Annotated in this window: 28 protein-coding genes; 17 read left to right on the forward strand and 11 right to left on the reverse strand. The window is 72.8% G+C overall.

Translation table 11 applies throughout. The features are described 5' to 3' along the window. Window positions 1-90 precede the first annotated feature (90 nt). The 4 genes from ACFQE5_RS01430 to ACFQE5_RS01445 form a co-directional block, all read right to left on the reverse strand. Window positions 91-282, reverse strand: coding sequence for a hypothetical protein (locus ACFQE5_RS01430; protein ID WP_379581863.1), 192 nt, complete (start codon window positions 280-282; stop codon window positions 91-93). A gap of 99 nt (window positions 283-381) precedes the next feature. Next, a complete protein-coding gene (locus ACFQE5_RS01435; RefSeq protein WP_379582065.1) occupies window positions 382-2,157 on the reverse strand; it encodes a phosphatidylglycerol lysyltransferase domain-containing protein in 1,776 nt (591 codons plus the stop codon). A gap of 4 nt (window positions 2,158-2,161) precedes the next feature. After that, window positions 2,162-3,070 (reverse strand): hypothetical protein, encoded by a 909-nt coding sequence (locus tag ACFQE5_RS01440; RefSeq protein ID WP_379581865.1) that lies wholly within the window; start codon window positions 3,068-3,070, stop codon window positions 2,162-2,164. Between the two features lie 76 nt (window positions 3,071-3,146). Further along, window positions 3,147-4,382, reverse strand: a complete 1,236-nt coding sequence (locus ACFQE5_RS01445; protein WP_379581867.1) for a L,D-transpeptidase — start codon at window positions 4,380-4,382, stop codon at window positions 3,147-3,149. 141 nt (window positions 4,383-4,523) lie between these two features. On the opposite strand from ACFQE5_RS01445, the gene ACFQE5_RS01450 reads away from it, so the two are divergent. Beyond that, window positions 4,524-5,267, forward strand: coding sequence for an aminotransferase class IV (locus tag ACFQE5_RS01450; RefSeq protein WP_379581869.1), 744 nt, complete (start codon window positions 4,524-4,526; stop codon window positions 5,265-5,267). A gap of 5 nt (window positions 5,268-5,272) precedes the next feature. Here the strand turns inward: ACFQE5_RS01450 and ACFQE5_RS01455 are convergent, their stop codons facing one another. Then, window positions 5,273-5,905, reverse strand: coding sequence for a YigZ family protein (locus ACFQE5_RS01455; protein WP_379581872.1), 633 nt, complete (start codon window positions 5,903-5,905; stop codon window positions 5,273-5,275). A gap of 29 nt (window positions 5,906-5,934) precedes the next feature. Between ACFQE5_RS01455 and ACFQE5_RS01460 the strand changes: the two genes are divergently transcribed. Next, on the forward strand, window positions 5,935-6,636 hold the full coding sequence (locus ACFQE5_RS01460; protein WP_379581875.1) for a M24 family metallopeptidase: 702 nt from the start codon (window positions 5,935-5,937) through the stop codon (window positions 6,634-6,636). A gap of 12 nt (window positions 6,637-6,648) precedes the next feature. Here ACFQE5_RS01460 and ACFQE5_RS01465 read toward each other — a convergent pair whose 3' ends face one another. Continuing rightward, window positions 6,649-8,013 (reverse strand): MFS transporter, encoded by a 1,365-nt coding sequence (locus tag ACFQE5_RS01465; RefSeq protein ID WP_379581877.1) that lies wholly within the window; start codon window positions 8,011-8,013, stop codon window positions 6,649-6,651. Window positions 8,014-8,080: 67 nt separating this feature from the next. On the opposite strand from ACFQE5_RS01465, the gene ACFQE5_RS01470 reads away from it, so the two are divergent. Both ACFQE5_RS01470 and ACFQE5_RS01475 read left to right on the forward strand, forming a co-directional pair. Beyond that, window positions 8,081-9,286 carry a cysteine desulfurase-like protein gene (locus tag ACFQE5_RS01470; protein WP_379581879.1) on the forward strand — a complete coding sequence of 402 codons (1,206 nt, stop codon included), beginning with the start codon at window positions 8,081-8,083 and terminating at the stop codon, window positions 9,284-9,286. Between the two features lie 89 nt (window positions 9,287-9,375). Next, the gene (locus tag ACFQE5_RS01475; protein ID WP_379581881.1) at window positions 9,376-9,984 is read left to right on the forward strand and encodes a DUF6328 family protein; all 609 of its coding nucleotides are present in this window, start codon (window positions 9,376-9,378) and stop codon (window positions 9,982-9,984) included. On the opposite strand, the gene ACFQE5_RS01480 is transcribed toward ACFQE5_RS01475, so the two are convergent. Both ACFQE5_RS01480 and ACFQE5_RS01485 read right to left on the reverse strand, forming a co-directional pair. After that, window positions 9,922-10,200, reverse strand: coding sequence for a YggT family protein (locus tag ACFQE5_RS01480; RefSeq protein ID WP_379581883.1), 279 nt, complete (start codon window positions 10,198-10,200; stop codon window positions 9,922-9,924). The two genes, ACFQE5_RS01475 and ACFQE5_RS01480, sit on opposite strands and share 63 nt — an antisense overlap. 136 nt (window positions 10,201-10,336) lie before the next feature. Then, on the reverse strand, window positions 10,337-10,975 hold the full coding sequence (locus ACFQE5_RS01485) for a class II aldolase/adducin family protein (RefSeq protein ID WP_379581885.1): 639 nt from the start codon (window positions 10,973-10,975) through the stop codon (window positions 10,337-10,339). 204 nt (window positions 10,976-11,179) lie between these two features. On the opposite strand from ACFQE5_RS01485, the gene ACFQE5_RS01490 reads away from it, so the two are divergent. The 4 genes from ACFQE5_RS01490 (at window position 11,180) to ACFQE5_RS01505 (ending at window position 15,223) form a co-directional block, all read left to right on the forward strand. Next, window positions 11,180-11,653 (forward strand): universal stress protein, encoded by a 474-nt coding sequence (locus tag ACFQE5_RS01490; protein ID WP_379581887.1) that lies wholly within the window; start codon window positions 11,180-11,182, stop codon window positions 11,651-11,653. A 2-nt stretch (window positions 11,654-11,655) separates the two neighbouring features. Beyond that, window positions 11,656-12,795, forward strand: coding sequence for a GAF domain-containing protein (locus ACFQE5_RS01495; protein ID WP_379581889.1), 1,140 nt, complete (start codon window positions 11,656-11,658; stop codon window positions 12,793-12,795). A 766-nt stretch (window positions 12,796-13,561) separates the two neighbouring features. Continuing rightward, complete coding sequence (locus tag ACFQE5_RS01500) at window positions 13,562-14,452, forward strand: universal stress protein (protein ID WP_379581891.1); 891 nt, start codon at window positions 13,562-13,564, stop codon at window positions 14,450-14,452. Between the two features lie 192 nt (window positions 14,453-14,644). After that, window positions 14,645-15,223 carry an Rv1733c family protein gene (locus ACFQE5_RS01505; protein WP_379581893.1) on the forward strand — a complete coding sequence of 193 codons (579 nt, stop codon included), beginning with the start codon at window positions 14,645-14,647 and terminating at the stop codon, window positions 15,221-15,223. 233 nt (window positions 15,224-15,456) lie between these two features. Here the strand turns inward: ACFQE5_RS01505 and ACFQE5_RS01510 are convergent, their stop codons facing one another. After that, window positions 15,457-16,464 carry an AraC family transcriptional regulator gene (locus tag ACFQE5_RS01510; RefSeq protein WP_379581895.1) on the reverse strand — a complete coding sequence of 336 codons (1,008 nt, stop codon included), beginning with the start codon at window positions 16,462-16,464 and terminating at the stop codon, window positions 15,457-15,459. Window positions 16,465-16,675: 211 nt separating this feature from the next. Between ACFQE5_RS01510 and ACFQE5_RS01515 the strand changes: the two genes are divergently transcribed. Beyond that, entirely contained in the window at window positions 16,676-17,131 is a 456-nt protein-coding gene (locus tag ACFQE5_RS01515; RefSeq protein WP_379581897.1) for a CBS domain-containing protein, read from the forward strand. Between the two features lie 28 nt (window positions 17,132-17,159). Here ACFQE5_RS01515 and ACFQE5_RS01520 read toward each other — a convergent pair whose 3' ends face one another. Both ACFQE5_RS01520 and ACFQE5_RS01525 read right to left on the reverse strand, forming a co-directional pair. Beyond that, window positions 17,160-18,182, reverse strand: a complete 1,023-nt coding sequence (locus ACFQE5_RS01520; protein WP_379581899.1) for an o-succinylbenzoate synthase — start codon at window positions 18,180-18,182, stop codon at window positions 17,160-17,162. Window positions 18,183-18,792: 610 nt separating this feature from the next. Beyond that, window positions 18,793-19,269, reverse strand: coding sequence for a helix-turn-helix domain-containing protein (locus ACFQE5_RS01525; RefSeq protein ID WP_379581902.1), 477 nt, complete (start codon window positions 19,267-19,269; stop codon window positions 18,793-18,795). A 191-nt stretch (window positions 19,270-19,460) separates the two neighbouring features. Here ACFQE5_RS01525 and ACFQE5_RS01530 point away from each other — a divergent pair, with 191 nt between their 5' ends. From ACFQE5_RS01530 to ACFQE5_RS01565, 8 genes are all read left to right on the forward strand, one after another. Continuing rightward, entirely contained in the window at window positions 19,461-19,721 is a 261-nt protein-coding gene (locus ACFQE5_RS01530) for a hypothetical protein (RefSeq protein WP_379581904.1), read from the forward strand. Then, window positions 19,718-19,996, forward strand: coding sequence for a helix-turn-helix domain-containing protein (locus ACFQE5_RS01535; protein ID WP_379581906.1), 279 nt, complete (start codon window positions 19,718-19,720; stop codon window positions 19,994-19,996). Before ACFQE5_RS01530 ends, ACFQE5_RS01535 begins: the two co-directional genes overlap by 4 nt. Window positions 19,997-20,322: 326 nt before the next feature. Then, complete coding sequence (locus ACFQE5_RS01540) at window positions 20,323-20,502, forward strand: hypothetical protein (protein ID WP_379581908.1); 180 nt, start codon at window positions 20,323-20,325, stop codon at window positions 20,500-20,502. Continuing rightward, window positions 20,499-20,795, forward strand: coding sequence for a hypothetical protein (locus ACFQE5_RS01545; protein WP_379581910.1), 297 nt, complete (start codon window positions 20,499-20,501; stop codon window positions 20,793-20,795). The genes ACFQE5_RS01540 and ACFQE5_RS01545 overlap by 4 nt, the downstream gene beginning before the upstream one ends. Further along, window positions 20,792-21,091 (forward strand): hypothetical protein, encoded by a 300-nt coding sequence (locus ACFQE5_RS01550; RefSeq protein ID WP_379581911.1) that lies wholly within the window; start codon window positions 20,792-20,794, stop codon window positions 21,089-21,091. The genes ACFQE5_RS01545 and ACFQE5_RS01550 overlap by 4 nt, the downstream gene beginning before the upstream one ends. Then, window positions 21,084-21,995, forward strand: a complete 912-nt coding sequence (locus ACFQE5_RS01555; RefSeq protein WP_379581913.1) for a PD-(D/E)XK nuclease-like domain-containing protein — start codon at window positions 21,084-21,086, stop codon at window positions 21,993-21,995. Before ACFQE5_RS01550 ends, ACFQE5_RS01555 begins: the two co-directional genes overlap by 8 nt. Beyond that, window positions 21,992-22,462 (forward strand): HNH endonuclease, encoded by a 471-nt coding sequence (locus ACFQE5_RS01560; protein ID WP_379581915.1) that lies wholly within the window; start codon window positions 21,992-21,994, stop codon window positions 22,460-22,462. The genes ACFQE5_RS01555 and ACFQE5_RS01560 overlap by 4 nt, the downstream gene beginning before the upstream one ends. Next, window positions 22,459-23,529, forward strand: coding sequence for a hypothetical protein (locus ACFQE5_RS01565; protein ID WP_379581917.1), 1,071 nt, complete (start codon window positions 22,459-22,461; stop codon window positions 23,527-23,529). Before ACFQE5_RS01560 ends, ACFQE5_RS01565 begins: the two co-directional genes overlap by 4 nt. The last annotated feature ends 147 nt before the right edge of the window (window positions 23,530-23,676 follow it).

The following is a 23,676-nucleotide window of genomic DNA, read 5'->3' on the forward strand; positions in this document are numbered from 1 at the left end:
CGTCATCGTCACTTAATCGTGGTGATTGTTGTAGTAATTCAGTCGAATTAAAAGGGTCATGTCTCCACTCCGGCGCGGATCACACCCGGGTCAGGCCCGCGAGGCCGACGAAGTGGCCGGAATCCTCGGCGGAACGGCCCGCGGCGGCGCGGTGGCCTGCGGCGGCGCGGTCTGCGCGGCGGCTCCGGTGCGTGCCGCGAGCTCGTCCTGACAGACCCAGCCGCAGCGAGTGTGGTCCCAGTAGCAGCGTCGACCGTGAACGTGCTGCGTGGCGCTCGTCATGGGAGGTCCTTCCCCGAGATGCGGCGGCAGGCGGCCAGTGTCGAGCCGGACGAACCCCGGGTCGAGATGCGTTCGGGTGGGTTGCCGACGACCCGAGGCTCAGCGCCGCAGCAGGCGCAGCACCAGGGGCGGCCGGCCACCGAATCCCTCGGCTTCCAACGCCGCGACCAGGATCCGGGGCAGGTCACGCGCCGTGGGGAAGACCAGGAACCGAGGAGCCCATTCGGGCCGGAACTTGGCGTTGAACCGGTAGAGGCTGTCGATCTGCCAGAACCGCGACGCGATCCGCAGGATCCGCGCCCACAGCCGCGCCACCGGACCCGCGCCGATCCGCTCGCCGCGCTCCAGCGCCGCCCGGAACACCGCGAAGTTGAGCGACACCCGGGCCACCCCCAGCCCCGGCGCTGCCGCCATCAGCTCGACGATCATCAGCTCGTTCAGCCCGTTGTCGGCGGCGGGGTCGCGGCGCATGAGGTCCAGCGACAGCCCCTCGCGGCCCCACGGAACGAACTGCAACAGTCCGCGCACCGCCCCGCCGCGCTCCGCGGTGACCACGACGGCATTCGGATCGGCCGCGTCGGCCATCCTGGAGAGCGCCATCGAGTAGCCGCGCTCGGCCGCGTCCCCGCGCCAGGTCGACGCCAGCGCCGCCAGGCCGGTGCGCTCGCCGTCGTCCAGCTCGGCGACCCGGCGTACCCGCACCGCGTACCCGGCGCGCCGGACCCGGGCGGCCGCCTGCCGGATGCCGCGCATCGGCCGACCCTCGAGGCTGAAGCTGCGCGCGTCGAGGACGGCCTCGTCGCCGAGCTCCAGCGCGTCGAGCCCGGCACGGGCCCAGGCCGTCGCGCCCCGCTCCGAGCAGGCCAGCACCGCCGGTACCCAGCCGTGCCCCGTGCACTCCGCGAGGAACAACTCGATCGCGCCTGGCCACGCCTCCACGTCACCGACCGGATCCCCCGAGGCCAGCGCGACCCCGGCCAGTACCCGGTAGGCCACTGCCGCCTTGCCGCTGGGGGAGAACACCGCGGCCTTGTCCCGGCGCAGCGCGAAGTAACCGAGTGAGTCGCGTTCACCATGGCGGTCGAGCAGGGCCCGCAGCCGGGACTCGTCGTCGGCGGTGAGCACCGGCCGGGGCTCGGGGGAACGCAGCAGGCAGTAGGCGGCGACCAGCACCGCCGCGATGCCGAAGCTGAGCCCGACCGTCGAGGTCAGGTCGTCGAGCCAGGCGGCCCGGAACAGTACCGGCCCGGACACCCCGACCAGGGACAACGCGGCGTGGACCGCCTCGTCTTGCGGGCCGGGGGCGCCCACCAGCCGCTGGTGGTTGATCGCCAGCAGCAGCCAGACCAGCGCGAACCCGGCCAGGGCCAGCTGCCCGAACAACACGAGGCCCGCAGTGAGCCCCCCGGGGTCGGGCCGGGCGACGAAGTACCGCCGGCAGGCGATGAACGCCGCCAGCAGGCCCGCCGAGGTCAGTGCGGCGACCAGCCCGTGCCCCGTGCTCAGCCCGTGCGGCAGGTTGACGATGGTGAGCAGGCCGGTGACCCCGACCGCGACCGTCCAGGCCCGACGTTTCCGTCTGCGCAAACCGGTGGCCAGCAGCATCAGACCGACCGCGGCCACCATGGTGATCACGATGCCGGCGAGTCTGGCCGTGTGCGGCAGCGCAAGCGAGCTGCGCAGCGGCTCGCCCAGGATCCGGCGGGGGGCCGGCAGCAGCGCGTACGCGATCATCAGCAGCGCGACCAGGCGGGTGGACCACACCAGGGTCCGGACGATCGCCGCGCCCGCGAGCCGGCGCGCCCGCGCCGCCGGGTCGGGGCGGGACGGCCCGGGGCGCGGCCCCGCGCCGTCCGTGCTGGGCCCAGGGCCCATGACCTCAGGCCGGGACACCATCGCCTCCGCCCAGTACCGGGCCCGGCAGCTGCGCACCGAGCCAGCCGAGCACGGCGCGTCGCTGCGCCGCGGCCGTGCCGGGCAGGACGTAGCCGGTCAGCTGCGCCAGAGGCGCCGCAGCGGCGCGGGCGCGCTCGAGCGCCGCGATCTCGCCGGGGTGCCCGGCCCGTGCCGTGGCCAGCAGCGCCGTCGGGGCCGCGGGACCGGACGGCCCCGGCGGGTTACACGGGGGGCCTGCCGCGCTCGCGTAGTCGGCAGGGTGGCGCAGCGCCACGTCGAGGGGGCACGCCGGGCCGCCGGGCGGCGCCGCGACGCTCCACGCGCTCCGGTCGGTGCGCACCCGCAGAACGCGGCGGGCCCAGTGGCCCACGGCCGCGGGGTCGGCGTCGGGACCCGTGGCGAGCACGACGACGGGGGGCAGCCGGTGGGCGGCGATGGCCTCGTCGAGCAGCGCGGGCAGCCCGGAGCGCCGGAGCGGCTCGTCCCCGAGCCACAGGACGACCGGGAAGCGCGTGCCCGCGAAATCGGGGTCGGCGTAGGCGGCGGGCAGGTACACCCCGACGCGGGGACCCTGCGGCAGGCGCAGCGTCCTCACCGACCCCGGGCCGCCGCGGGCAGGCGTGCTGTGGGGCGGTTCCCCCGCCGGCAGCGTCGAGGTGCCCGCGAGAGCGCCGAGGGTCGGGTAGAAGCTCCCGATCCCGTTCACCGCCGCACCACTGGCCAGCACGACCGAGGTGACCGCCGCCACGACCGACATCGTCCGCCCCGCGCGCCGGTGGTGCCAGCGCCGCCAGCGGGCCGGGACCAGCGCGCTCAGCAGCACCGCGCTCGTCGCGGTGCCGAGCACGAACCAATCCGAGTCCAGCCGCACCTGCGCGGGCCATCCGATCACAGCAGACACGATGTCACGGCCTGCGACACCAATCCGAGCCGGGAGGAATTGCGTGATTTCGGCCGGATCGGTGCAATTATTCGCTTCCGAGTGCCGACATCGACTTCCACCGCTCCCACGGAATCGTCCAGTCGTAGTTGTCACCGTCGGCCGCGGACAACGCGACGCTACTGCCGGTCACCTCGACGGGATCGCCGTACAGGGCGGTGGCGAAGTAGGCCCGGGCGTCCTTCGTCGACAGGTTGATACAGCCGTGGGTGACATTGCGCCTGCCCTGGGCCCCGGCCGAGGCAGGGTTGGCGTGAATGAACTCGCCATTGTTGGAAATCCGCACCGCCCAATGTTCGGGGATATTCTCGTACCCATAGGCTGGATTGGACATCAGCACGGTCTCGGCCTTGCCCATCACGATATGGATGCCGCTGCGGGTGACCCGGTTCGGGTCGCTGCCCAGCCCGTAGCTCGCGGGCAGGTCCATGATCTGCTGGCCGTCGCGGATCACGACCATCCGGTAGCTGTTCACGTCGGCCTTCACGATCTGGCTACGGCCGATGGTGAACTCGCTGGTCAGGTCCGCGGCACCGAAGCCGGCGGCGCCCAGGTCGAGGCCGAACAGCCGCGCCGCCATCCGCACGGTGGTGCCCGGAGCCCAGTACTTCGCAGGCCGCCAGTGCACCCGGGAGCCCTGCGCCGTATCGGGCAGCCAGGCCCAGCCGCCCAGGGTCGGCACCGAGGTCTGCACGCTCAGCGCCCGCTCGACGGTGGCCTTCGCGGCGTCATCGAGATGCCGGTTGAAGCGCACCTCGATGGGGGCGGCGATGCCGACCGTCTGCCCGTCGCCGATCGTGGTTCGCGCCCGGACCAGTTGGGTGGGCGCCACGGTGTGGAACGTCCCGGTCAGGGGGAGGGACGTGCCGTCGGGGGCGACGGCGAACCCGCTCCAGGTGTAGGTGCCGTCGTAGCTGAGCGGACCGGTCGCCGTCCACCGCCGCTGGTCGGCGGACAGGGTGCCGGGCACCGCGGCGCCCTTCGCGTCGGTCAGCCGGACCGCCCGCAGCGTCCCCGCGCCGGTCTCGACGCCCACGGCCGCGGTGGGGCTGACGCCGGTGGCCCCGTCGGCGGGCTGGAGCAACGGCGGGGCGACCACCGCGGGCGCCGGGACCGCGGCCGGGCCGGGGTGCGTCGAGCGGGCCGCCGCCGTCGCCCCTCCGGCGATCAGCGCCGTGAGCACCAACGCGGAGATCACCAGCGTGAGCGGTGGACGGCGGCGCCGCGCCGCCGTCCACAGGTGACTGCGCGCACGCTCCGGCACGGTCCCGACACCCCCTGTCCCCCCGAGACGGATCGGCCCGACAGCGGTGCCGCACGTCCCGTCGTCCGATGATCTCAGACGGATCGGTCACGATCGGCCCCGGTCGGGTTGCGGTTCGGTTGCTGTGGTGGGATCGCGGCGATGCGGTCGGCGGAGGGCACAGGGGTGCGGGCGGGCCTCGCGCGTCCGGAGGAGGGCATCTTCGAGTCGCTGCTCGTCGTCGACGGTCATCCGCGGCGGCTCGACGCACACCTGCGCCGGTTGGGCGGCTCCTACCGGGAGCTGTACCGGCGTCCGTTGACCGCCGACGTCGCCGGGGCGATCGCGGCCTCGGTCACCGCCCGGGCGGGGTATCTGCGGGTCCGGGTCGACGCCCGCCCCGAGCATCCGGACCGGGTGCGGGTGAGGGTTCGGGAGTGGGAGGCCCCGGTGCCGGTGGCCGCACAGCCGGGCCTGCTGTTGCGGCCGGTCCACGTCGCGTCCGGCGCCGCCCACAAGTTCGCCGACCGCGGCTGGATCGACCGCCTCGAGGCCGCGCTGCCGGAGGGCACCCTGCCGCTGCTCGTCGACGCGACCGGACTCCTGCTGGAGTCGACCCGATCCAACGTCGCGGTGGTGCGGGACGGGATCGTCGCCACCCCGCCGCTGGACGGGCGCATCCTGCCCGGCACGGCCCGGCAGGCGATGCTCGCCGCCCTGGAGGCGAAGGGCGCGCGCCACGAGGTGCGCGCGGTGCACCTGGCCGAGCTGGGTGCCGCCGAGGGCGTCCTGCTCACCAACGCGATCCGCGGCGTGCAGTGGGTGCGTTCGGTCGAGGGGGTGGCCCGCTTCACCGCCCCGGATCCGGTCACCACCGCGCTGGGCATCCGGCTCTCGGCGGTGTGACCGGCTCAGCCCGCGACGTCGAGATCCACGGTCCCGGCCGGCGTCGCGGTCGCCGCGCCGCCGCTGTGCTCGGCCAGCCACGCATCGAACTCCGCGGTGCCGGCGAGCGGAACGTGGACGGTGAACCGCGCCGTCGCGCCGTAGTCGATCGACGCGATCCGGTGCCCGGCCGCGCGCAGCGCGTGATCCAGCCGGCCGGCCTCGGCGTGCCCGACGGTGATCTCCAGGACGGCGCACCGGACGCGGCGCAGCGTGCCCACGGCGTCGATCGCCTCGGCGACCGCGCGGCCGTAGGCCCGGACCAGCCCGCCCGCGCCGAGCTTGATCCCGCCGAAGTACCGGGTGACGACCGCGACGGTGTCGGTGAGGCCCCGGCGCACCAGGACCTCCAGCATCGGGACCCCGGCGGTGCCCGCCGGCTCACCGTCGTCGCTGGAGCGGGCGATCGCGCCATCCGGGCCGATCCGGAAGGCCGAGCAGTTGTGCGTGGCCGACCAATGCTGTTTGCGGATGCCGGCGATGAACGCGGCGGCCGACTCCTCGTCGCCCACCCGCGCCAGGCTGCACAGGAACCGAGAACGCTGGATCTCGATCTCGTGCACGCCGTCGCGGGCGATCACGCGGTTCGCCGGGTTCACCGGGACGAGTATCCGCTTAGTGTTGCCCCATGAGTGTCGCAGGGGTGGACGAACAGGCTCGGGCCCGCGGGCTGGTCGAGGCTCAGGACAAGGCTGTCGCGCTGTTCGACGAGATCGTTCGGCGCGGGCTGGTGCGGCCCGGCGTGCGGGAGTCGGTGCTCAGCGCCGAGGTGCGCGATCTGGGGGCGGAGCTGTTCGGCACCCGCAGGCATTGGCACAAACGGATCGTGCGGTCGGGCCCGAACACGTTGCAGCCCTACCGGGAGAACCCGCCGGACCGCGAGATCGGCGCCGACGACATCGCGTTCCTGGACCTCGGGCCGGTCTTCGCCGAGTGGGAGGCCGATCTGGGGCGGACGTTCGTGCTCGGCGACGATCCCGTCAAGCACCGGCTGCGCGACGATCTGCCCCGGATCTTCGCCGCCGGTCGCGCGTACTTCGACGCCCATCCACAGGTGACGGGCCAGCAGCTGCATGCGCATATCGCCGGGCTGGCGGCGGATGCCGGCTGGGAGCTCGGCGGTGCACACTGCGGACATCTGCTCGGGGAGTTCCCGCATGAGCTCATCGACGGTGAGCGGATCGAGAGCTACATCGCCGCGGGCAACCCGACCGCGATGCGGCGCGTCGACCGCTCCGGCCGGCGGTGCCACTGGATCCTCGAGGTGCATCTGATCGACCGGGACCGCGAGATCGGCGGGTTCTACGAGCAGCTGCTCACGCTCGGTTAGCCGCGGGCCGGTCTACGGGCGTTCCCCGGCCGTCCGACCTGCGATCAGGACGCCCAGCACGGCCATCGCCGTGAGCACGGCGACGAGTATCGGCAGCGCCGACGCCGCGGAGCCGAACATGGCCAGCAGCCCGCCCCCCGCGGCGATCATCGTCGCGGTGGTGAGCTGGTCGGACAGCTGCGCCGCCGCGGAGTGAAACCCCACCTCGCCCGGGCCGGACTGGGCCAGCAGCAGATAGGCCACCGAGGAGAAACCGAGGCCCATCCCGACCCCGGCCACCGCCCACAACGGAACGGCCAGCCACGGCGTGCCCCAGGCCGGGGCGACGAGCAGCATCCCGGCGGTGCCCGTGGCGAGCAGGCCGAACCCGGCGCGCAGCAGCCGATGCCGAGCCAGGTCGGGGTGGCGGCCCTGCCAGGCCGACGAGGCCGACCACCCCAGCGAGCCGACCAGCAGCGGGATCCCGGCCGTCGTCAACGACCAGCGGTGGGTTCCGGCGAGCATCAGCGGCAGGTAGGAGTTCACCGTGAAGAAGGTGCCGGCGAGCAGCCCACGTGCGGCGACGAGCGTCGGTACGCCCGGGCGGGCCCGGAACACCCCGACCGGGAGCAGCCTGTGCATCGACGGTACGAGCAGCACCACCGCCGCCGCCGCGACCACGCCGGCGAGCGCACCCGTTTGCTGCGAGGCCCAGCTCAGCGTGGACACCCCGACCGCGGCGCCGACCGACGCGAGGGCGAACCCGCGGCGGGCGGGGGGCGTCGCGTGGGCGGGATCGGGCGGGCCGAGCCTGCGGCACGCGGGCAGCACCAGCGCGACGGCCAGCAGCACCACCGGCACCAGGCCGAGGAACACCCAGTGCCAGGACAGCCGCTCGGTCACGATGCCCGACACCGGCGGCCCGATCAGCGCGGGCAGCACCCAGGCCGACGAGACGAGTCCGAACACCGCAGGCCGGACGTGCTGCGGGTACACCGCCGCCACCAGGACATACACCGCGACCCCCAGCACTCCCGCGCCCAACCCCTGCAGGAACCGCCCGACGAGCAGCTGGCCCATGCCGCCGGCCGTGCCGGCCACGACCAGCCCGGACCCGAACAGGGCGGGAGCGACGACCAGCGGGATCCGCGGACCGGCGACGTCGCACCAGCGCCCGCCGAACACGGTCCCGATCACCGCCGAGGCCATGAACGCGACGAACGGCCAGGCGTACTGCGACACCGCGCCGAGATCGGCGACGATCGCGGGCATCGCCGTTCCCACACCCATCGCCTCGAACGCGATCAGGCTGATCAGCAGCAACAGCCCGATCGTCGTCGCGCGGCGGGCGGGCCCGAACAGCTCGGTGCGGACGGCGGTGCGGGTGGGGATGCTCACGACGACCAGCCTGCGCCCTGCACCCGAGTTCAGGTCAACCGGGTCACGCCCGTGCGAGGCTGGCGGGGTGAGCTACGACGTCCGCGCCGTCCGTGCCCGCTTCCCGGCCCTGGCCGCCGGCTTCGCCCATTTCGACGGGCCGGGCGGGTCCCAGGTGCCCGACACCGTCGCCGCGGCGGTGGCCGGCGCGCTGACCTCGCCGCTGGCCAACCGCGGCCGGATCACCGCCGCCGAACGCGCGGCCGACGACATCGTTCTCGGGGCCAGGGCCGCGATGGCCGACCTGCTCGGCGCCGATCCGCGCGGGATCGTCTTCGGGCGCAGCATGACCCAGCTGACCTACGACTTCGCCCGCACTCTCGCGGGCACCTGGGCGCCGGGCGACGAGGTGGTCGTGACCCGGCTCGACCACGACGCCAACATCCGGCCGTGGGTGCAGGCCGCCGAGACCGTCGGTGCGGTCGTGCGGTGGGCCGATTTCGACCCGGCCGGCGGCGAGCTCACGCCCGGCCACGTCGCCGCACAGCTCACGGACCGGACCCGGCTGGTCGCGGTGACCGGGGCGTCGAACCTCATCGGCACCCGGCCCGACGTGGCGGCGATCGCCGCGCTCGCACACCGCGCCGGAGCGCTCACCTACGTCGACGGGGTCCATCTGACCGCGCACACGCCCGTCGACGTGGTCGGCCTCGGCGCCGACTTCTACGCCTGCTCGCCCTACAAGTTCCTCGGCCCGCACTGCGGTGTGGTCGCGGCGGACCCGGCCCTGCTGGAGACGTTGCGGCCGCAGAAGCTGGTGCCCGCCACCGATGCCGTCCCGGAGCGGTTCGAGCTGGGCACCCTGCCGTACGAGCTGCTGGCCGGCACGACGGCGGCGGTGGAGTTCATCGCCGGGCTCGGCGGCACGAACGAGGGGTCGCGCCGGGACCGGGTGCTCGCCGGGATGGTCGCGGTGCAGGCGCACGAGCTGTCGCTGCGCAGGCGGATCGAGGACGCGCTCGCGCAGCTGCCCGGCGTCCTCGTGCACTCCACGGCGCCGCTGCGCACCCCGACGCTGCTGGTCAGCTTCGCCGCCCATGCCCCGCAGCAGGCCTACCGGTTCCTCGCCGAGCGTGGGATCAACGCCCCGGCCAGCTCGTTCTACGCGTTGGAGGCATCCCGGCGGCTCGGGCTCGGTGCCGGCGGCGGGCTGCGGATCGGGCTCGCCCCCTACACCGACGAGGGCGATGTCGACCGGCTCCTGGCCGGGCTCCGCGAGCTGCTCTGTGGATGAGCCGCCGGCGCCAGGACCTGCGGGTGGCCCGGGGCACATGGTGCAATCGGCGCCGGCCGAAGCTCGGGGGATCGTCCGGGGGAGATGGTGTGAGCGCCGATGCCGACCACACCGACCCGGGCCCGTCCGGGGCGGACTACGAGCGGGACGAGACCGAGGTCCAGCGCCTCGACCGCAACTGGACGGACCTGCTCCAGGAGCTGCGGGTGGTGCAGACCGGTGTCCAGCTGCTGACCGGTCTGCTGCTCACCGTCCCGTTCCAGCAGCGGTTCACCGAGATGACGGGGTTTCAACGCGGGATCTACCTGGTGGCGCTCACGTTGTCCGCGGGTGCGACGGCGCTGCTGATCGCGCCGGTGAGCATGCACCGGATCCTGTTCCGGCAGCGCGCCCGGGCACCGCTGGTGCGGACGGGCCAGGTGTGCGCACTGGCCGGACTGTGTCTGCTCGGCCTGGCCGTCGTGTTCGTGATGCTGCTGATCTTCGACTTCGTCCTGGGCCGGATGCCCGGTCTGGTGGCGGCGAGCCTCGCGTTCGCGGGCTTCGCCGGCCTGTGGGGACTCGGGCCCTGGATCCTGCGCAGCCGGCGTCGGCGCAGGCTACGGCGAGATCTCGCGCGCTCCCGGCGCCCGGTCTCACCACCGCACGACGATCGCGCGCAGGACCACCACCAGGATGAAGACCACCGGCAGCGCTAGGTCGATCGCCACCGACCCGATCTGCACCGGCCGCAGCACCCGGCGGACCGGGGCCAGGACCGGCTCGGTCAGGGTGTGGGTGACCCGCCGCGCCTGCCGCTGCCAGCCCCCGTCGCTGCCCGCCAGTACCGCGACCCAGTCGACGACCAGCCGCGCGATCAGGACCAGCTCGAACAGCAGCAGCAACCAACCCAGCACCGTCCCGGCCACGCTCATGGCGGTCCCCCTCACGTTGACAGGCCCGGCGCTCGGAGAACGGACGGGGCGCGAGGAAAGTGCCGTCACCCCGTCCCGGCCCGGCGGCAGACGTCCACGGACCGCGCCCGGGCCTCGGTGGTGATCCTCGGCAGGACTATTCCGCCTGCTGCCCGTAGCGCTCGAGCTTGACCGCCACCCGCTCGATCTCGTCGGCGGGCAGCAGGTTGGGCTCGCCGAGCAGCCGGGCCTGGTAGTACATCCGGCATACCCATTCCAGGTAGATGCTGCGGGTGTAGGCCTTGGCGAGGCCGTCCCCGTACGTGGTCACGCCGTGGTTCGCCAGGATCACGCCGAACCGTCCCGCCATCGCGCGCACGCTGTTCTCGGCGAGCTCCACGGTGCCGAAGGTGGCGTACGGCGCGACGCGTACCGGCCCGCCGAGCAGCGCGATCATGTAGTGCACCGGAGGCAGCTCGTCGATGAGCGTGGACAGCGTGCAGGCGTAGATCGGGTGGGTGTGCACCACGGCCGCGGCGTCGGTATGGGCGTAGACCTGGGTGTGCATCGGAACCTCGGTGGAGGGTTCGAGCCCGTCCTCGACCGGGTTCCCGGCGAGGTCGATCACGCAGATCGACTCGGGGGTGAGGTCGGAGTAGGGGACTCCGCTCGGCGTGATGGCGATGTGCGCCCCGCGCCGCATGCTCAGGTTCCCCGAGGTGCCGACCGTGAGCTCGTCGGCCTGCATCCGGCGGCAGAACTCCACCAGCTGGACGCGTTCGTCGTACAGGAGCATGTCGGCGGTTTCCTTCCGAGGACGGCTGGGTCGTCGTGATTGTGGTCCCGCTGCCGCCGCGGCTGCCCGTCGGTCCCGGAGCCGTTGCGGATCACGGTGACGTCCGGCCCTGCGGACCGGGGCTTCCGCCCCGTCGCCGGGACACCGCCGAAGGGCGACCCTGAGACCGGCATCGGTCGGCAACGGTCCCCAGTGGAGGGCAGCATGGGTGAGCGGACGGACGTCGTGGTGGGTGTGGACGGCTCGGCGTCGTCCCGGCAGGCTCTGGCCTACGCGCTGGCGGACGCCGCTCGGCGCGGCGTCGGGGTCCGCGTGGTGAGTGTGTTCCCACCCCCGGACTACCGGGCGGTCGCCTACGGTATGACGGCTCCTCCGTCTACTGAGGACATTGCTGCCGACATCGAGACAAGCGTTCGCGCCACGGTCGCCGAGGTCGTCACCGAACAGGGCGACCCGGTGGGGCGGGTGCCGGTCGAGGTGCTGGCGGTGCCCGGCACCGCCGCCGAGGTGCTCGTGGCGGAGTCGAAGGACGCGCAGCTGCTCGTGGTCGGCCACCGTGGCCGCGGTGGGTTCGCCAGCGTCCTGCTCGGCTCCGTGGGGCTGCACTGCGTGCTGCACGCGTCGTGCTCGGTGACCGTCGTACGGCCGTCGGCAGGCGTCGCGCCGAAGGAGCGGTAGGCATGGGGACGGAGCTGCCCCGCCTGCGCCCCGCCGAGCTGCCGGAGTGGCTCGCCAAGATCACGCAGGCCGGAGACCGGATGCCGGGGTTGTTCGGTGCGGTACTGGCCGTGACGTCGGAACTCGGGCTGGACACCACGCTGCGGCGGATCGTGCGGGAGGCGGTCGAGTCGGTCGGCGCCCGGCACGGGACGCTGGCCGTGTACGCGCCGAACGGGGATGTCGCCCGGTTCGTGAGCGTCGGGCCGGACGAGCGGGCACCGTCCGGCCCCGTTCCGCCGCGGGACGAGCTCGCCGTCCCGATCTGGGTCGGCGACAGCCTCTTCGGCAGTCTCCGGCTCTTTGCGAAGGCGGACGGCGGCCGGTTCAGCGCCGATGACGAGGTGGTCCTGCAGGCGCTCGCCGCCGCCGCCGGGATCGCCGTGCACAACGCCGACCAGTTCGAGCAGGGCCGGGTCCGCCGGCTGATGCTGGAGGCCTCCGCGGAGATCCTCACCGAGCTGCTCACGCGGGCGGCGGACCCGGACGTGCTGCGGCTGATCGCCCAGCGCGCCCAGGAGCTGACCCGGGCCGCGGCGGTGATGATCATGCTCGTACCCGACTCGGCCGGCCATTTCGAGATCGGCGCCCGGTCCGGGGCCGAGGCCGCGCTGGACGAGAGCGCCGCGGTGGTCCGGGAGGCGCTGGAAAGCGGGGCCCCGGTGCTCGCCGAGGCCACGGTCGGGCCGCCCGGCGGCCCGGCGATCGCCGTCCCGGTGTGCCACGACGATCGGGTCAGCGGTGTCGTCGTCGCCGTTCGAGGGCCCGGGGCCGAGGCCTTCCGACCCGCGGTGATCCCGCTGCTGCGCTCGTTCGCCGACCAGGCTGCACTCGTGCTGCAGGTCGGTGAGAAGAACCGCGCCCAGCGTCAGGTCGCGATGCTCGCCGAGCGCGACCGGATCGCCCGCGACATGCACGACCACGTCATCCAGCGGTTGTTCGCCACCGGCCTGGAGCTGCAGAGCACGCTACGCCGCACCCTCCTCTCGGAGGTGCACGACCACGTCCGGCACGCCGTCACCGAGCTGGACCGGACGGTCCGGGAGATCAGGACCGCGATCTTCGATCCGCATCCGGAGCACCCGGCCGAGCCCGAGCGGTGAGCGCGGCGCCCACCCCGCCCGGACCGCGTACCCGTCGAGCCGGACGGCGGGCTCAGCGGGCTGGTCGGCCCCGGGGACCTGACCCGCATCGTGGAGCTGCGGGCGCTGTCCGACCCCGCCGAGCGCAGGTGCTCCGGAGGCTCAGCGGCGTCGTCGCCAGACCCAGTCCGGCGGCCTCCAGCAGCACGGCGCTCAGCGTCTCGCCCGCCCGCAGCCGGGAGAGCCGATCGTCCGAGGACGTGGCCAGGACGAGGGCGCGGGCCGCGTCGACGGCGTGGTCGGCGCGGCCGCCCGGTTCCGGCAGCTCGCCTGCGGCGAACCGGCGCATCGCCGGCCCGCTCGACGAGCCGGGCCAGGAACTCCTCGGGCAGCGGCCAGTCCGCGAATCGCCTGCGGTCGGTCCGCCGATGGGGGATCGCCGCCGCCTGCTCCGCGAGGACGGCCCGGTCGATCCCGGCCGCGCTCGTCGTCAGATCGACGGCCGCGAGCAGGGTCGGCTCCTTCGGGCAGGGCAGCCGGTGGACGGTGTGACCGATGTCCATCGAGGCCAGCGCCGTGCGGATCGTCGCCTGATCGGCCCTCCCGATGATCATGATGTCTCCGTCCGTGATGTGCCGTGGTCATGGTGGGCGGATCCGGTGGTGCGGCCCACGGTCGGGGGACGCAGGCGAGTCGGGCCGAACGGCCCCGACGCGCGGGTCGTGCGCCGGTGATGAGGGTGGTCGCGACCGGCCAGGGTGGGATCAGACCTGTCGGAGGAGGAGCGATGAGCGATCAGCGGGCATGGCCGGTCGTGGTCGGTGTGGACGGCTCGGAGCCGGCCCTGGATGCGGTTCGGTGGGCCGCCCGTGAGGCGGCGGCGCGAAGGGTTCCCTTACGGCTGGTGGGAGCGTTCGTGTGGACCGGGACCCCGCATATCGGCGATCTGGGGTTGGGGGAGAGCTACCTGGAGGGACTGTGGCAGGCCGCGCGGGCGGAGCTGGAGGACGCCGCTGAGGCGGCCCGGTCCGTAGCCCCGGACGTGACGATCGAGCAGGAGGTGCGGGCGGGCTATCCGGTGCCGGTGCTCGCCGATGAGTCGGAGCGGGCGCGAATGGTGGCGGTCGGTTCCCGCGGCCTGGGTGGGTTCACCGGGCTGCTGGTGGGATCGGTCGCGGTCGGGCTGGCGACGCATGCGTCGTCTCCGGTGGTCGTGGTGCGTGGTGCCGTCCCGGAGGCGTCGTCGGCACCGGTGGTGGTCGGGGTGGATGGTTCGCCGGTGAGCGAGGCGGCCGTGGCGTTCGCGTTCGAGGCCGCGTCGTGGCGCCGGGTCCCGCTGGTGGCGGTGCACACCTGGAGCGACATGCTGCTGGATCCCACGCTGGGCCCCCTGCTGGACTGGGACGCGATCGAGGCCGACGAGCGGCAGGTGCTGGCGGAGCGGCTGGCGGGCTGGTCGGAGAAGTACCCGGACGTCGAGGTGCGCCGGGTGGTGGAACGGGACCGGCCGGCCAAGGCGCTGGTGGACCGGTCCGGTGACGCGCAGCTGGTGGTGGTCGGTTCGCGCGGGCGGGGTGGGTTCGCCGGCGCCTTGCTGGGCTCGGTGAGCCAGTCGCTGCTGCGCCACGCCCGTTGCCCCGTCGCGATCGTCCGCCCCGGCGTCGCGGACAGGCCGTGACGGCCGGTTCCGGCCCGGAGCAGGCCGCTGGGTGATGGCCGAGGCGCCCTCGGTGATGTACTGGCTGTCCGACGACATCGGCCTCGGGATCGAGGATGCGACACGCTCGTGGACCGACGGTGGGGAGGATGGTCGTGCACGCCGGACTCGGGAAGCACCCCGGATCGGCACGTCTGATGGGGGGTGGTGAGGATGCGGCCTGACCAGGCGCGGCGGCGTCCCGGCGATGGCCCGATCCCGCGTCGCGGCACCGACCGGGTCGCGGACGTGGTCGGCTGGCTGCTGTCGGTGCTCGGGCTGCTCGCCGTGGTGACGGCTGTGCTGGTGTCGGCTCAGGTGCACCGCACTGTGCTGGCCAGGGCCGAGTTCGAGGGTGCGACCCGAACCCAGGTCCAGGCCATCGTGGTCGAGGACGGCGTGGCGCTGGCCGCGCCCGAAGGGGGGCCGCTGGCGATCCGGTGGGTGCAGGCCCGCTGGACCGCCCCGGACGGGATCGAGCACATCGGTCCGGTCGCCGTCCGGGGAGGGGTCGAGGCCGGAGCGAGCGTGCCGATCTGGGTCGACCGCATGGGCCTGGCGGTGCCCGCCCCGGCCGAGCCGGGCCTCGCCGTGGCGGCGGCGGTGCTTGCCGGGATCACCCTGACCAGTGGCGCGGCGTTTCTGCTCTGGCTCACCTGGCACGGCGTCCAGCGGTGGATCTTCGCGCGCAACGCGGCCCGCTGGGAACGGGATTGGGCCGTCGTCGAACCGCGCTGGAGCGGCCGGATCTGAGTGGGCGGCCGCAGGCCGTTGGTTCGGGAACCCCCTCCCTTCCCGAACCAACGGCCGCTGCCGGTGCGGTGCCTCGTTTCGATCGTGGCACCGCGGCCTGGAGTCGGGTCCATACCGGCTCCGGGCTGAAACAGGCCACACACGCTTAGCAAGGAAAGCGAACGGGTAGCCGGGCCGCGGCTCGGCTTGCCGCCGAAAGCGGACAGATCCTGCAGGATCCGGCCTTCCGGCGCTCAGGGCCGCAGCCCGCGCAGGGTCGCCGACGGTGCGACGCCGAAGCGGCGCCGGTAGGCGCTGGCGAAACGCCCCGGGTGCGGGAAGCCCCATTTGCGGGCGATGACCGCCACGCTGGACCGTCCGGGATGCGCCGCCAGCAGGTCGGCGTGTGCGCGGTCGAGCCGCCGGTCGCGCTGGTAGGCATGGGGCGAGACGCCGACGTAGCGGCGAAACCCCTCCTCGAGTCCCCGGACGCTGACCTCGCAGGACCTGGCCAGCTCGACCACCGTCCAGGCCCGTTCGGTGTCGGCCTCGATCAGGTCGATGGCCTTGCTGATGGTCTTGGGCCGGTGCGGCCGGGCACCGGAGTGAAGCTCACCGCTGTAGTTGTGCGGCTGGGCCAGCAGCAGACCGGTGACGATCACCCGGTGGATCTCGGCGGCCAGCAGCGACGAGGCCGCCAGCCCGCCCGGTTGGTGCAGCTCACGGGCCAGGATGTGGACCGCGTCGAGCCAGCCGCGGGCCGCGGACGTGGTCAGGTCCATGGCCATCGCGAACCGCACCGGGGTCATCAGCGGCCGGCCCAGCCGTTCGGCGAGCTCGTTCTCCAGGACCTTCCGATCGATCTTCAGGTTCAGCTGGACGCTTCCGGGCATCCAGCGCTCCACCGCCGCGTGGCCGGTCGGCGTGAACACCGCCCCGGTGCTGCCCGCGGCGTACACCCGCTGGTCGCCACAGCGCATGAGCGTCCCGCCGGACACCGGGACGCTCACGTGGTAGGCGACTTCCAGCTCGCCGGCATCGAGCTCGACGCTGCTGCCGAACCGCACCTGCCCCAGGGTCAGCGGCCCGGCGCTGTGCGTCGACATCGTGAACTGGAACGGCGCCCCCGTGTCCAGCCGGCGCAGGCTCAGCGGGTAGTACGTCCGCCTCAGCTCGGCGCGGGCCCGATCCGGGTCGCAGGTCTGAAGGACGTTTCGGGCGGGTACCGGCGCGTGGACGAGCGCGCTGGGCGACTGCTGCACCCCGCAACGGTCTCGCAGCCGTCGTCCCCTCACAATCCCGGCGCGCCACTTTGCCCGTGTCCTGCGGCGCTGACGCCGGTCCGACGCGGGTCATCGGTCCGTTCCGGGCCGGGCCCTCGGCCTCTGCCGGGCGCGGCCCGCGCCGACGACGGTGGGCGGATCGGCCGCGGCGACGGCCGGATGCGGCCGTCACCCGAGCAGGAGGAGCGCGATGAGGGCACGCGACGTGATGAGCAGCCCGGTGATCACGGTGACCCCGCGGACCCCGGTGCACGCGGCGGCGGCACTGCTGGTCTCGCACGGTTTCACCGCCGCGCCGGTCGTCGACACCGAGCGGAACCTGGTCGGCATCGTCACCGAGGCGGACCTGGTGCGGGGGCGCATCCTGCCCGAGGGCTGGGTCGTCGCGCAGCGGCCCGAGCCGACCGTGGCGGACGTGATGACGCCGGCCCCGACCGCGATGCGGCCCGAGGACGATGTCGCCGACGTCGTGGAGCTGATGGTGAACGGGCGGATCCGGACGGTGCCCATCGTCGACGACGGCGAACTGGTCGGCGTCGTGAGCCGGCGCGACGTGGTGCGGTGCGTCGCGCGCCGGGAACTGACCTCGCAGGAGGTCCGGCGGCGGCGGATCGGGCCGGCCGGCCACGAGGGTCGCGACCGCTGAGGCCACCGCCGGCGGTGGCCGGACCCGGTCAGCCGGGCGGGCCCGCCCGCCGGGTCCGGACGTGTTCGGCCCGGACGCGGGCGAGCCGGGCGCGCCACCACGCCGCCCGCTGCGGATCGGCCGGCGCGTAGGTGTCCAGCAGGGTGGGATCGGGGGCGGGTGGGGTGCGGGGGACCGGCAGGTAGCCGTCGACCGGGCGCAGCGAGTCGGCACCGGCCACGACATCGCCTTCCAGCAGCGACAGCGTGCCGAGCCCGCAGGCGAACTCGAGTTCGGGCAGCGCCCCGGCCAGGGCGAGTTGCGCTGCCAGCCCGACGCTGGTCTCCAACGCGGAGGAGACCACGCAGGGCAGCCCGGCCGCCTCGGCGACCCGCAGCGAACGCCGCACCCCGCCGAGCGGAGTGCATTTGATCACGGCGACGTCCGCCGCGCCCGCGACCGCCACGCGCATGGGGTCCTCGGCGCGGCGGATCGACTCGTCGGCGGCGATGCGCACCTGCACCCGGCGGCGCACGGCGGCCAGTTCCTCGATGGTGCGGCAGGGTTGTTCGACGTACTCCAGCCCGCCCGCCGCCGCGTCGAGCGCCCGGATGGCGGTGACCGCACCGTCGACGTCCCACCGACCGTTGGCGTCCACCCGGACGGCACCGCCGGGGCCGAGCGCGTCGCGCACGGCCTCCACCCGCGCGAGGTCCTCGGCCAGCGATCCGGGGTGGTCGGCGACCTTGACCTTCGCGGCGCGGCACCCGGACCGGGCGGTGATCTCGTGCGCGCGGTCCGGTCCGACGGCGGGGACGGTGCAGTTGATCGGGATGCGATCGCGCACCGGCTCGGGCCAGCCGACGGTGCACTGCTCGACGGCGGTGGCCAGCCACGAGGCGGACTCGGGGTCGTCGTACTCGGCGAACGGGCAGAACTCGCCCCACCCGCCGGGACCTTCGATCAGCATCCCCTCGCGGATCGTGATGCCCCGAAACCGGGTGCGCAGCGGGATGGCGTAGCTGCGGGCGCCCGCGAGGTCGACGCCGACGGAGTCGATGTCGCTGATCATCAGGGTCGTGGAGTCCTCGTCTGGCAGGTGCTGCCCTTGGGTGTGCCCCCGGTGCGACTCGAACGCACACTGGACGGGTGTTGGATAGGTCGCTCATGGGTGGTGGTCTGGTGTTATCGGCGCAGCTTAGCCCGTGTTCGCGCAACACTAGGTGATCGCCGGTGACACTGTGTTCCGTCAGGGGAGCGTGGGAAAGCGCCGAGTAATGTGCCTGTTCCGGCAGCCCCGTTCAGGCGGCGGGTCTTGCCGCGACGTCCCCCATCTCGTCACTTAGAGCACATATCTAGCTACAGCCGATTACCCTGTCGTGGTCAGGAGATGGCCAACTGCAGACGGGGGCGCGACATCGGATGGGGCAGCGGCGGACCGACGATGGCGACGACGATTCGCCCCGGACGACTCTGGCGGAGGCCATCCTCAACGTCATCCAGCGGTACGGCGGCTTGGCGCGCGGGGAGATCCCCCGCCACTTCGTGCTGCTCGTGGAGACGGTCGGCTGGGATGACGACGGCGCCGAATACTCCAACGTGCTCAGGGTGGCCCCTGCGGGGGTGCCGCTGCGGCATTCGCGGGCGCTGCTGGAGGACGGCCTGGAGATGGTTCGTGGTGCTCAAGCCGAGCTTGCCCCTGCACCTGTGGTCCCGAGCTGGTCGGCGCCGAGAGGGGTGCGGCGGCGGCCGGTGGGTCGGCGGCCGCGTTCTTGATGGCCGGGTTCGATCGGGCTGGGGGTGACGGTGGATTCCAGGTCGTGGGTGTCGGGGTGCGGGTCCGGCCGCATGCGGGCCCGGACCTCGGACAGCAGTTCCTCGTTTCCGAGCAGTGACGGGTCAGCGGTGACCGTCGCGCCGAGGCCTTCCGGGCGGTAGCCGAGCCGGAGGAGGATGTCGGCCTCGCGGATGTGGAGGGCCTCGGCGAGGCCCTGCACCGCCCGGTGGGAGAGGTCACGGCCGTCGCGCATGCGCGAGAAGATGCCGCGCTCGAGCCCGGAACGGCGCACGACCTCGGATTGGGTGAGGCCTTGGTCGGCCATGATCCCTTGGACGAACGTGTACAGCGTGCCCTCAACGCTCTCGCTGTGGTTGCCCATGACACCTAATGATAGCGGTGTGTCGGCTACTGCCGTCGGGTGTCACACGCATCGGCTGGGTGAGTCGACTGTGGCGGCCGCCGAACCGCTCGCACCCGACTGATCGGAATGTGCCGTCGGGTGCTACCTACACCCGTTGCACTCAACCCACAGCACGGAGTATTGTTTGTTGGGTGCAGCCAACATCAGCAGTGGGTAGCACGCAGCAGAAGCGTCCCCCGGTCCGCGTTGTGAACGTCGCGCTCGTCAACGCGCTCCTGCGTGAGCGCGGCTGGAGCCGCACCCGGCTCGCCCGGGAGATGGGCATGGACCGTGCCCACGTGACCGAGGTCCTCCTCGGCCGCGCCGCGTGGGGACCAACGTTCCTGTGCGCGCTGCTGACCGTGTTCCCCCGCCACACCCTCGATGACCTGTTCCCCGCCCCCCAATACCCGGTCGGTGGTGCCGCATGAGCGCACCCTCGCTCCCGGAGGAGCTGGCCTCCGCGGTCGCCGACGCCGAACCAGTGGTCTACGCCGTCAAGATCGACGCCGACACTCTCGCCACGATGCTGACCGTCCGGCAGCTCTCCGAGCTGCTCAACATGGGCTACCAGACCGCGCTGCGGCTCGTGCGCTCCGGCCGCATCCGCTCCCGCAAGATCGGCACCCACTACCTGGTGCCCGTGTCCGCATACGTCGAATACCAGGCCGGCGCGGACGACCCCAGCCCGGACGATGACGAATGAAAGCGCCCCCGTGACGGCCCAACGGCCGCCGCGGGGGCGCTTTCGGCGTCTACAGCCCGGCCAACCGACCAAGGAGGAACCCAGGCGTGACCCGACAAGCATACCCACCCGCCCCTACCGCGACTCGGGGCCAAGCCGAGGGTGGCGCCGACATCCTCGGCCCGGCCCCGTCGCTGCGGGAGCTGCGAGGCCACGCGGTCTCGACCACATCGGCGGGGTCATCCGCTGGGCCGCCCACCCCACCCGCACGGCCGCACCCGGGATGCGGGCCTGCGCGAAACAGGTCCACGCCCGCCACCACACCTCGAGAGGACCAACCAGTAGTGATGCCTGACGTGATCCCGCTGCCGAAGGTAGAGCAGCTCCGGGACGACCTCATCCAGCTCCGCAACCGCTACCGGTGGGACGCCTACCTGGTCGGGACGGCGGGGGAGGACGCCGCGCAGCAGGCCCTCGACGCGGTGAACAGGCTGCTCACCGACCACCGCCCGGCGGGTGTGCGGTGAACATCAGCGAAGCGAGCAATCTCAACGTCCTGCTGGACTGGCTGTTCGAACTGCCCAGCCCGGACGGGCACATCCCCAGCCACGAGGAGGGCCGCGCCGCCGCCGCGTGGCTGGCTGACCGCGCCCACACGGCCATCAGCGCGGGCATGACCGGCGCCAAGGTGCTGAAGAACTGGTACTGGTTCGACGACCCCGACGACCTCTGCTGTGACGAAACCGGGTGCGGCTGCGCCGACATCGAGCCACCCGCCCGCGCCGTGGAGACCGTGCAGGTCACGGGGGAGCGGCTGTGACGACCACCTTCTACATCACCTTCGGGTCCGCCCACCACGGCGATAACCCGCCGCGGCACCGGGACGGATGGTGGACCGTCCACGCCCCCAACGAGCTCGCCGCCCGCCTCGCCGTCATCGAACGCATCGGCCGTGCCTGGTCCTGGATCTACACGCCGGACACCTTCGACCCGGCCTTCTTCCCTGCCGGGGAATTGCACGTCATCACCGTCCCCGCTACCCCGGCTGCGGCCGCCGCACACCACGACGCCATCCAGGGCCAGTACGAACGTGCCATCGGATGGACCCATGACTGAGCCGGTCGTGCCGTACATCACCGAGCCCGGCGTGTATGACCTACCGGCACACGTGTACCACGCCGACCCCGTCGTCGGCGGCTCCTTGTCCTCGTCCGGGGCGCAGCGGCTGCTGCCGCCGTCCTGCCCCGTGAAGTTCAAGGCGTGGCGCGACGCCGGAGGCGAGCACCGCAGCGTGTTCGACGTCGGCCGGGCCGCGCACGCCCTCGTCCTCGGCATCGGCGAGCCGTTCGAGGTGATCGACGCCGACAGCTACACCACCAAGGCCGCCCGCGCCCAGCGCGACGAGGCGTACGCGGAGGGCCGGACACCGCTGCTCAGCCACGAACACGAGCAGGTGCAGGCGATGGCCGCCGCCCTGCGGCAGACCCCGCTCGCCCGCGCCCTGTTCCGGCCCGGTACCGGCCGCCCGGAGCGAACCCTCGTCTGGCGCGACCCCGAAACCGGGGTGTGGCGCCGAGCGATGCTCGACTGGCTGCCCCACCCCCACCCCGACAAACGGCTCCTGATCACCGACTACAAGACCACGGCGAGCGCCGAACCCACCGCGATCTCCAAAGCGCTCGCCCGCTACGGCTACTACCAGCAGGCCCCTTGGTACATCGACGGCGCGACCGCGCTCGACCTGCACGGCGGGCCCGAGCCCGCGTTCATCTTCGTGTTCCAGGAGAAGGAACCTCCGTACCTCGTGACGGTCGCCCAGATCGACCCTGAGTCGATCGAGTGGGGCCGTCGCCGTAACCGCAAGGCCCTGCACATCTACCGCCGCTGCATCGAGACCGGCGTGTGGCCGGGCTATGCCGACGACGAGGTGATCTCCGTCGGGCTGCCCCGCTGGTCGGTCTACGAGCACGAGGCCGCGTGGGCGGCCGGCGACTACGACACCGAACAGGACATCGCATGAGTCGTCCGCCCCTACGGTCCGATCTTCCCGCGCTCCTCGTCCGCGTCTTCGTCCACACCGAGCGGCAAGGGGAGTGCCTCGTCTACACGCGCGCTCGGTCCACCGCCGGGTACGGCCAGATCTGGGCCGGGGAGCGGCTGGAGTACACCCACCGCATCGTGGCGGAAGCGGTCCACGGCCCACCGCCAACACCCGAACACGAAGTCCTGCATTCCTGCGATAACCCGCCATGCCTCGACCCCGCTCACATCAGGTGGGGCCTGCACATCGACAACGTGCGGGAGATGCACGTAAGAGGCCGCGCCCGACCGAGTGGCACGAAGCTGACCGTCGAGGACGTACGGGTGATCAAGAGGCGCCTCGCCAACGGCGAGATGCAACGCAACATCGCCAAGGACTACGGCGTGACCGACGGAACCATCAACCACATTGCTCGTGGATCGAGCTGGAAAAGAGTCACGATATGACCGCCGAGGTCGCGATCCCGCACCCGCCGAAATCACCAGCACGACGCACGGCTTCGCTACAAGACAAGATCACATACGCGGCTGAGCTGGCCAACTCGGGTCTCCTGCCGGCGGCCTACCGGCGCCATCCGGCGAACGTCCTGTACGCCATCGAGTACGGCGAGATGCTGGGTCTCTCACCGATGGCAGCGATCAACGGAATCCACGTCATCGAAGGCAAACCCACGGCGTCGTCCGCGCTGATGTCGGCCCTTGTGCGGAAAGCGGGCCACCGACTGCGCGTCACGGGCGACGACAGCCGCGCCGTCTGCGAAATCGTCCGAGCCGACGATCCGGAGTTCGTCTTCCGGTCCGTATGGACCGTCGAGCGCGCCCAGCAGGCTGGACTCCTCGGCAAGGATGTGTGGAAGAGGTACCGAGCGAGCATGCTCAAGGCTCGCGCGATCTCCGAGTGCGCCCGCGACGCCTGCGAAGAGGCGCTGATGGGCATGCACTACACGGCCGAGGAGCTGGGCGCTTCCGTCGATGAGGACGAGCGACCGACAGCCCGCCCCGCCGCCCAGATCGTCACTGTCGAAGACATCACGGGCGAGCCGGACTGGGGCGCGCTGATCAACCAACACGAGCGGGCGCACGAGTGGCAGAAGCTGCGGGATCTCTGGACCCACGCACGCGAGATGCGGCCGAACGACAGCGCGCTGCTCGAACGAATCGTCCAGGCCGGTGAGCGGGTCAAGGCGGCGCTTGAACCGCAGCAGGACGCTCAGCCCGTCGACGCGGAGGTCGTGAACGAGCCGGACGCGGCGGAGGTCAAGAAGCGGGAGCGGCGCATGTTCGCGCTGCTCAATGAGGCCGGGGTCGGCGGCAGCAAGGCCGACGAGCGTGCGCGGCGGCTGCGGCTGCTCGCATTGATCCTCGACCGCGACATCACGTCGTCGTCGGATCTGTCCCATGACGATCGCGGTCTGGTGGTCACCGAGCTTGAGGTGTGGAAGCAGCAGGGCCGGCTGGTGGAGAACGCGGCGGCCGCGCTGGATGACGGCTCCGAGGACGGGGGGATCCGGTGAGCTTCTATCCGTGCGATTGGTGCGGCTGGATGCCGCCGTCGTGCACGTGCCAGCGCTCGTCTGATCCGCGCGTCGGTCGTGATGTTCAGCAGCGGCACAAGGCGGCCGTCGATCGGGCCTGGCGGTCCGGGTGGGCTGCTCAGCGGG

The sequence above is a fragment of the Pseudonocardia hispaniensis genome (assembly GCF_042658695.1).
GTDB lineage: Bacteria > Actinomycetota > Actinomycetes > Mycobacteriales > Pseudonocardiaceae > Pseudonocardia > Pseudonocardia hispaniensis.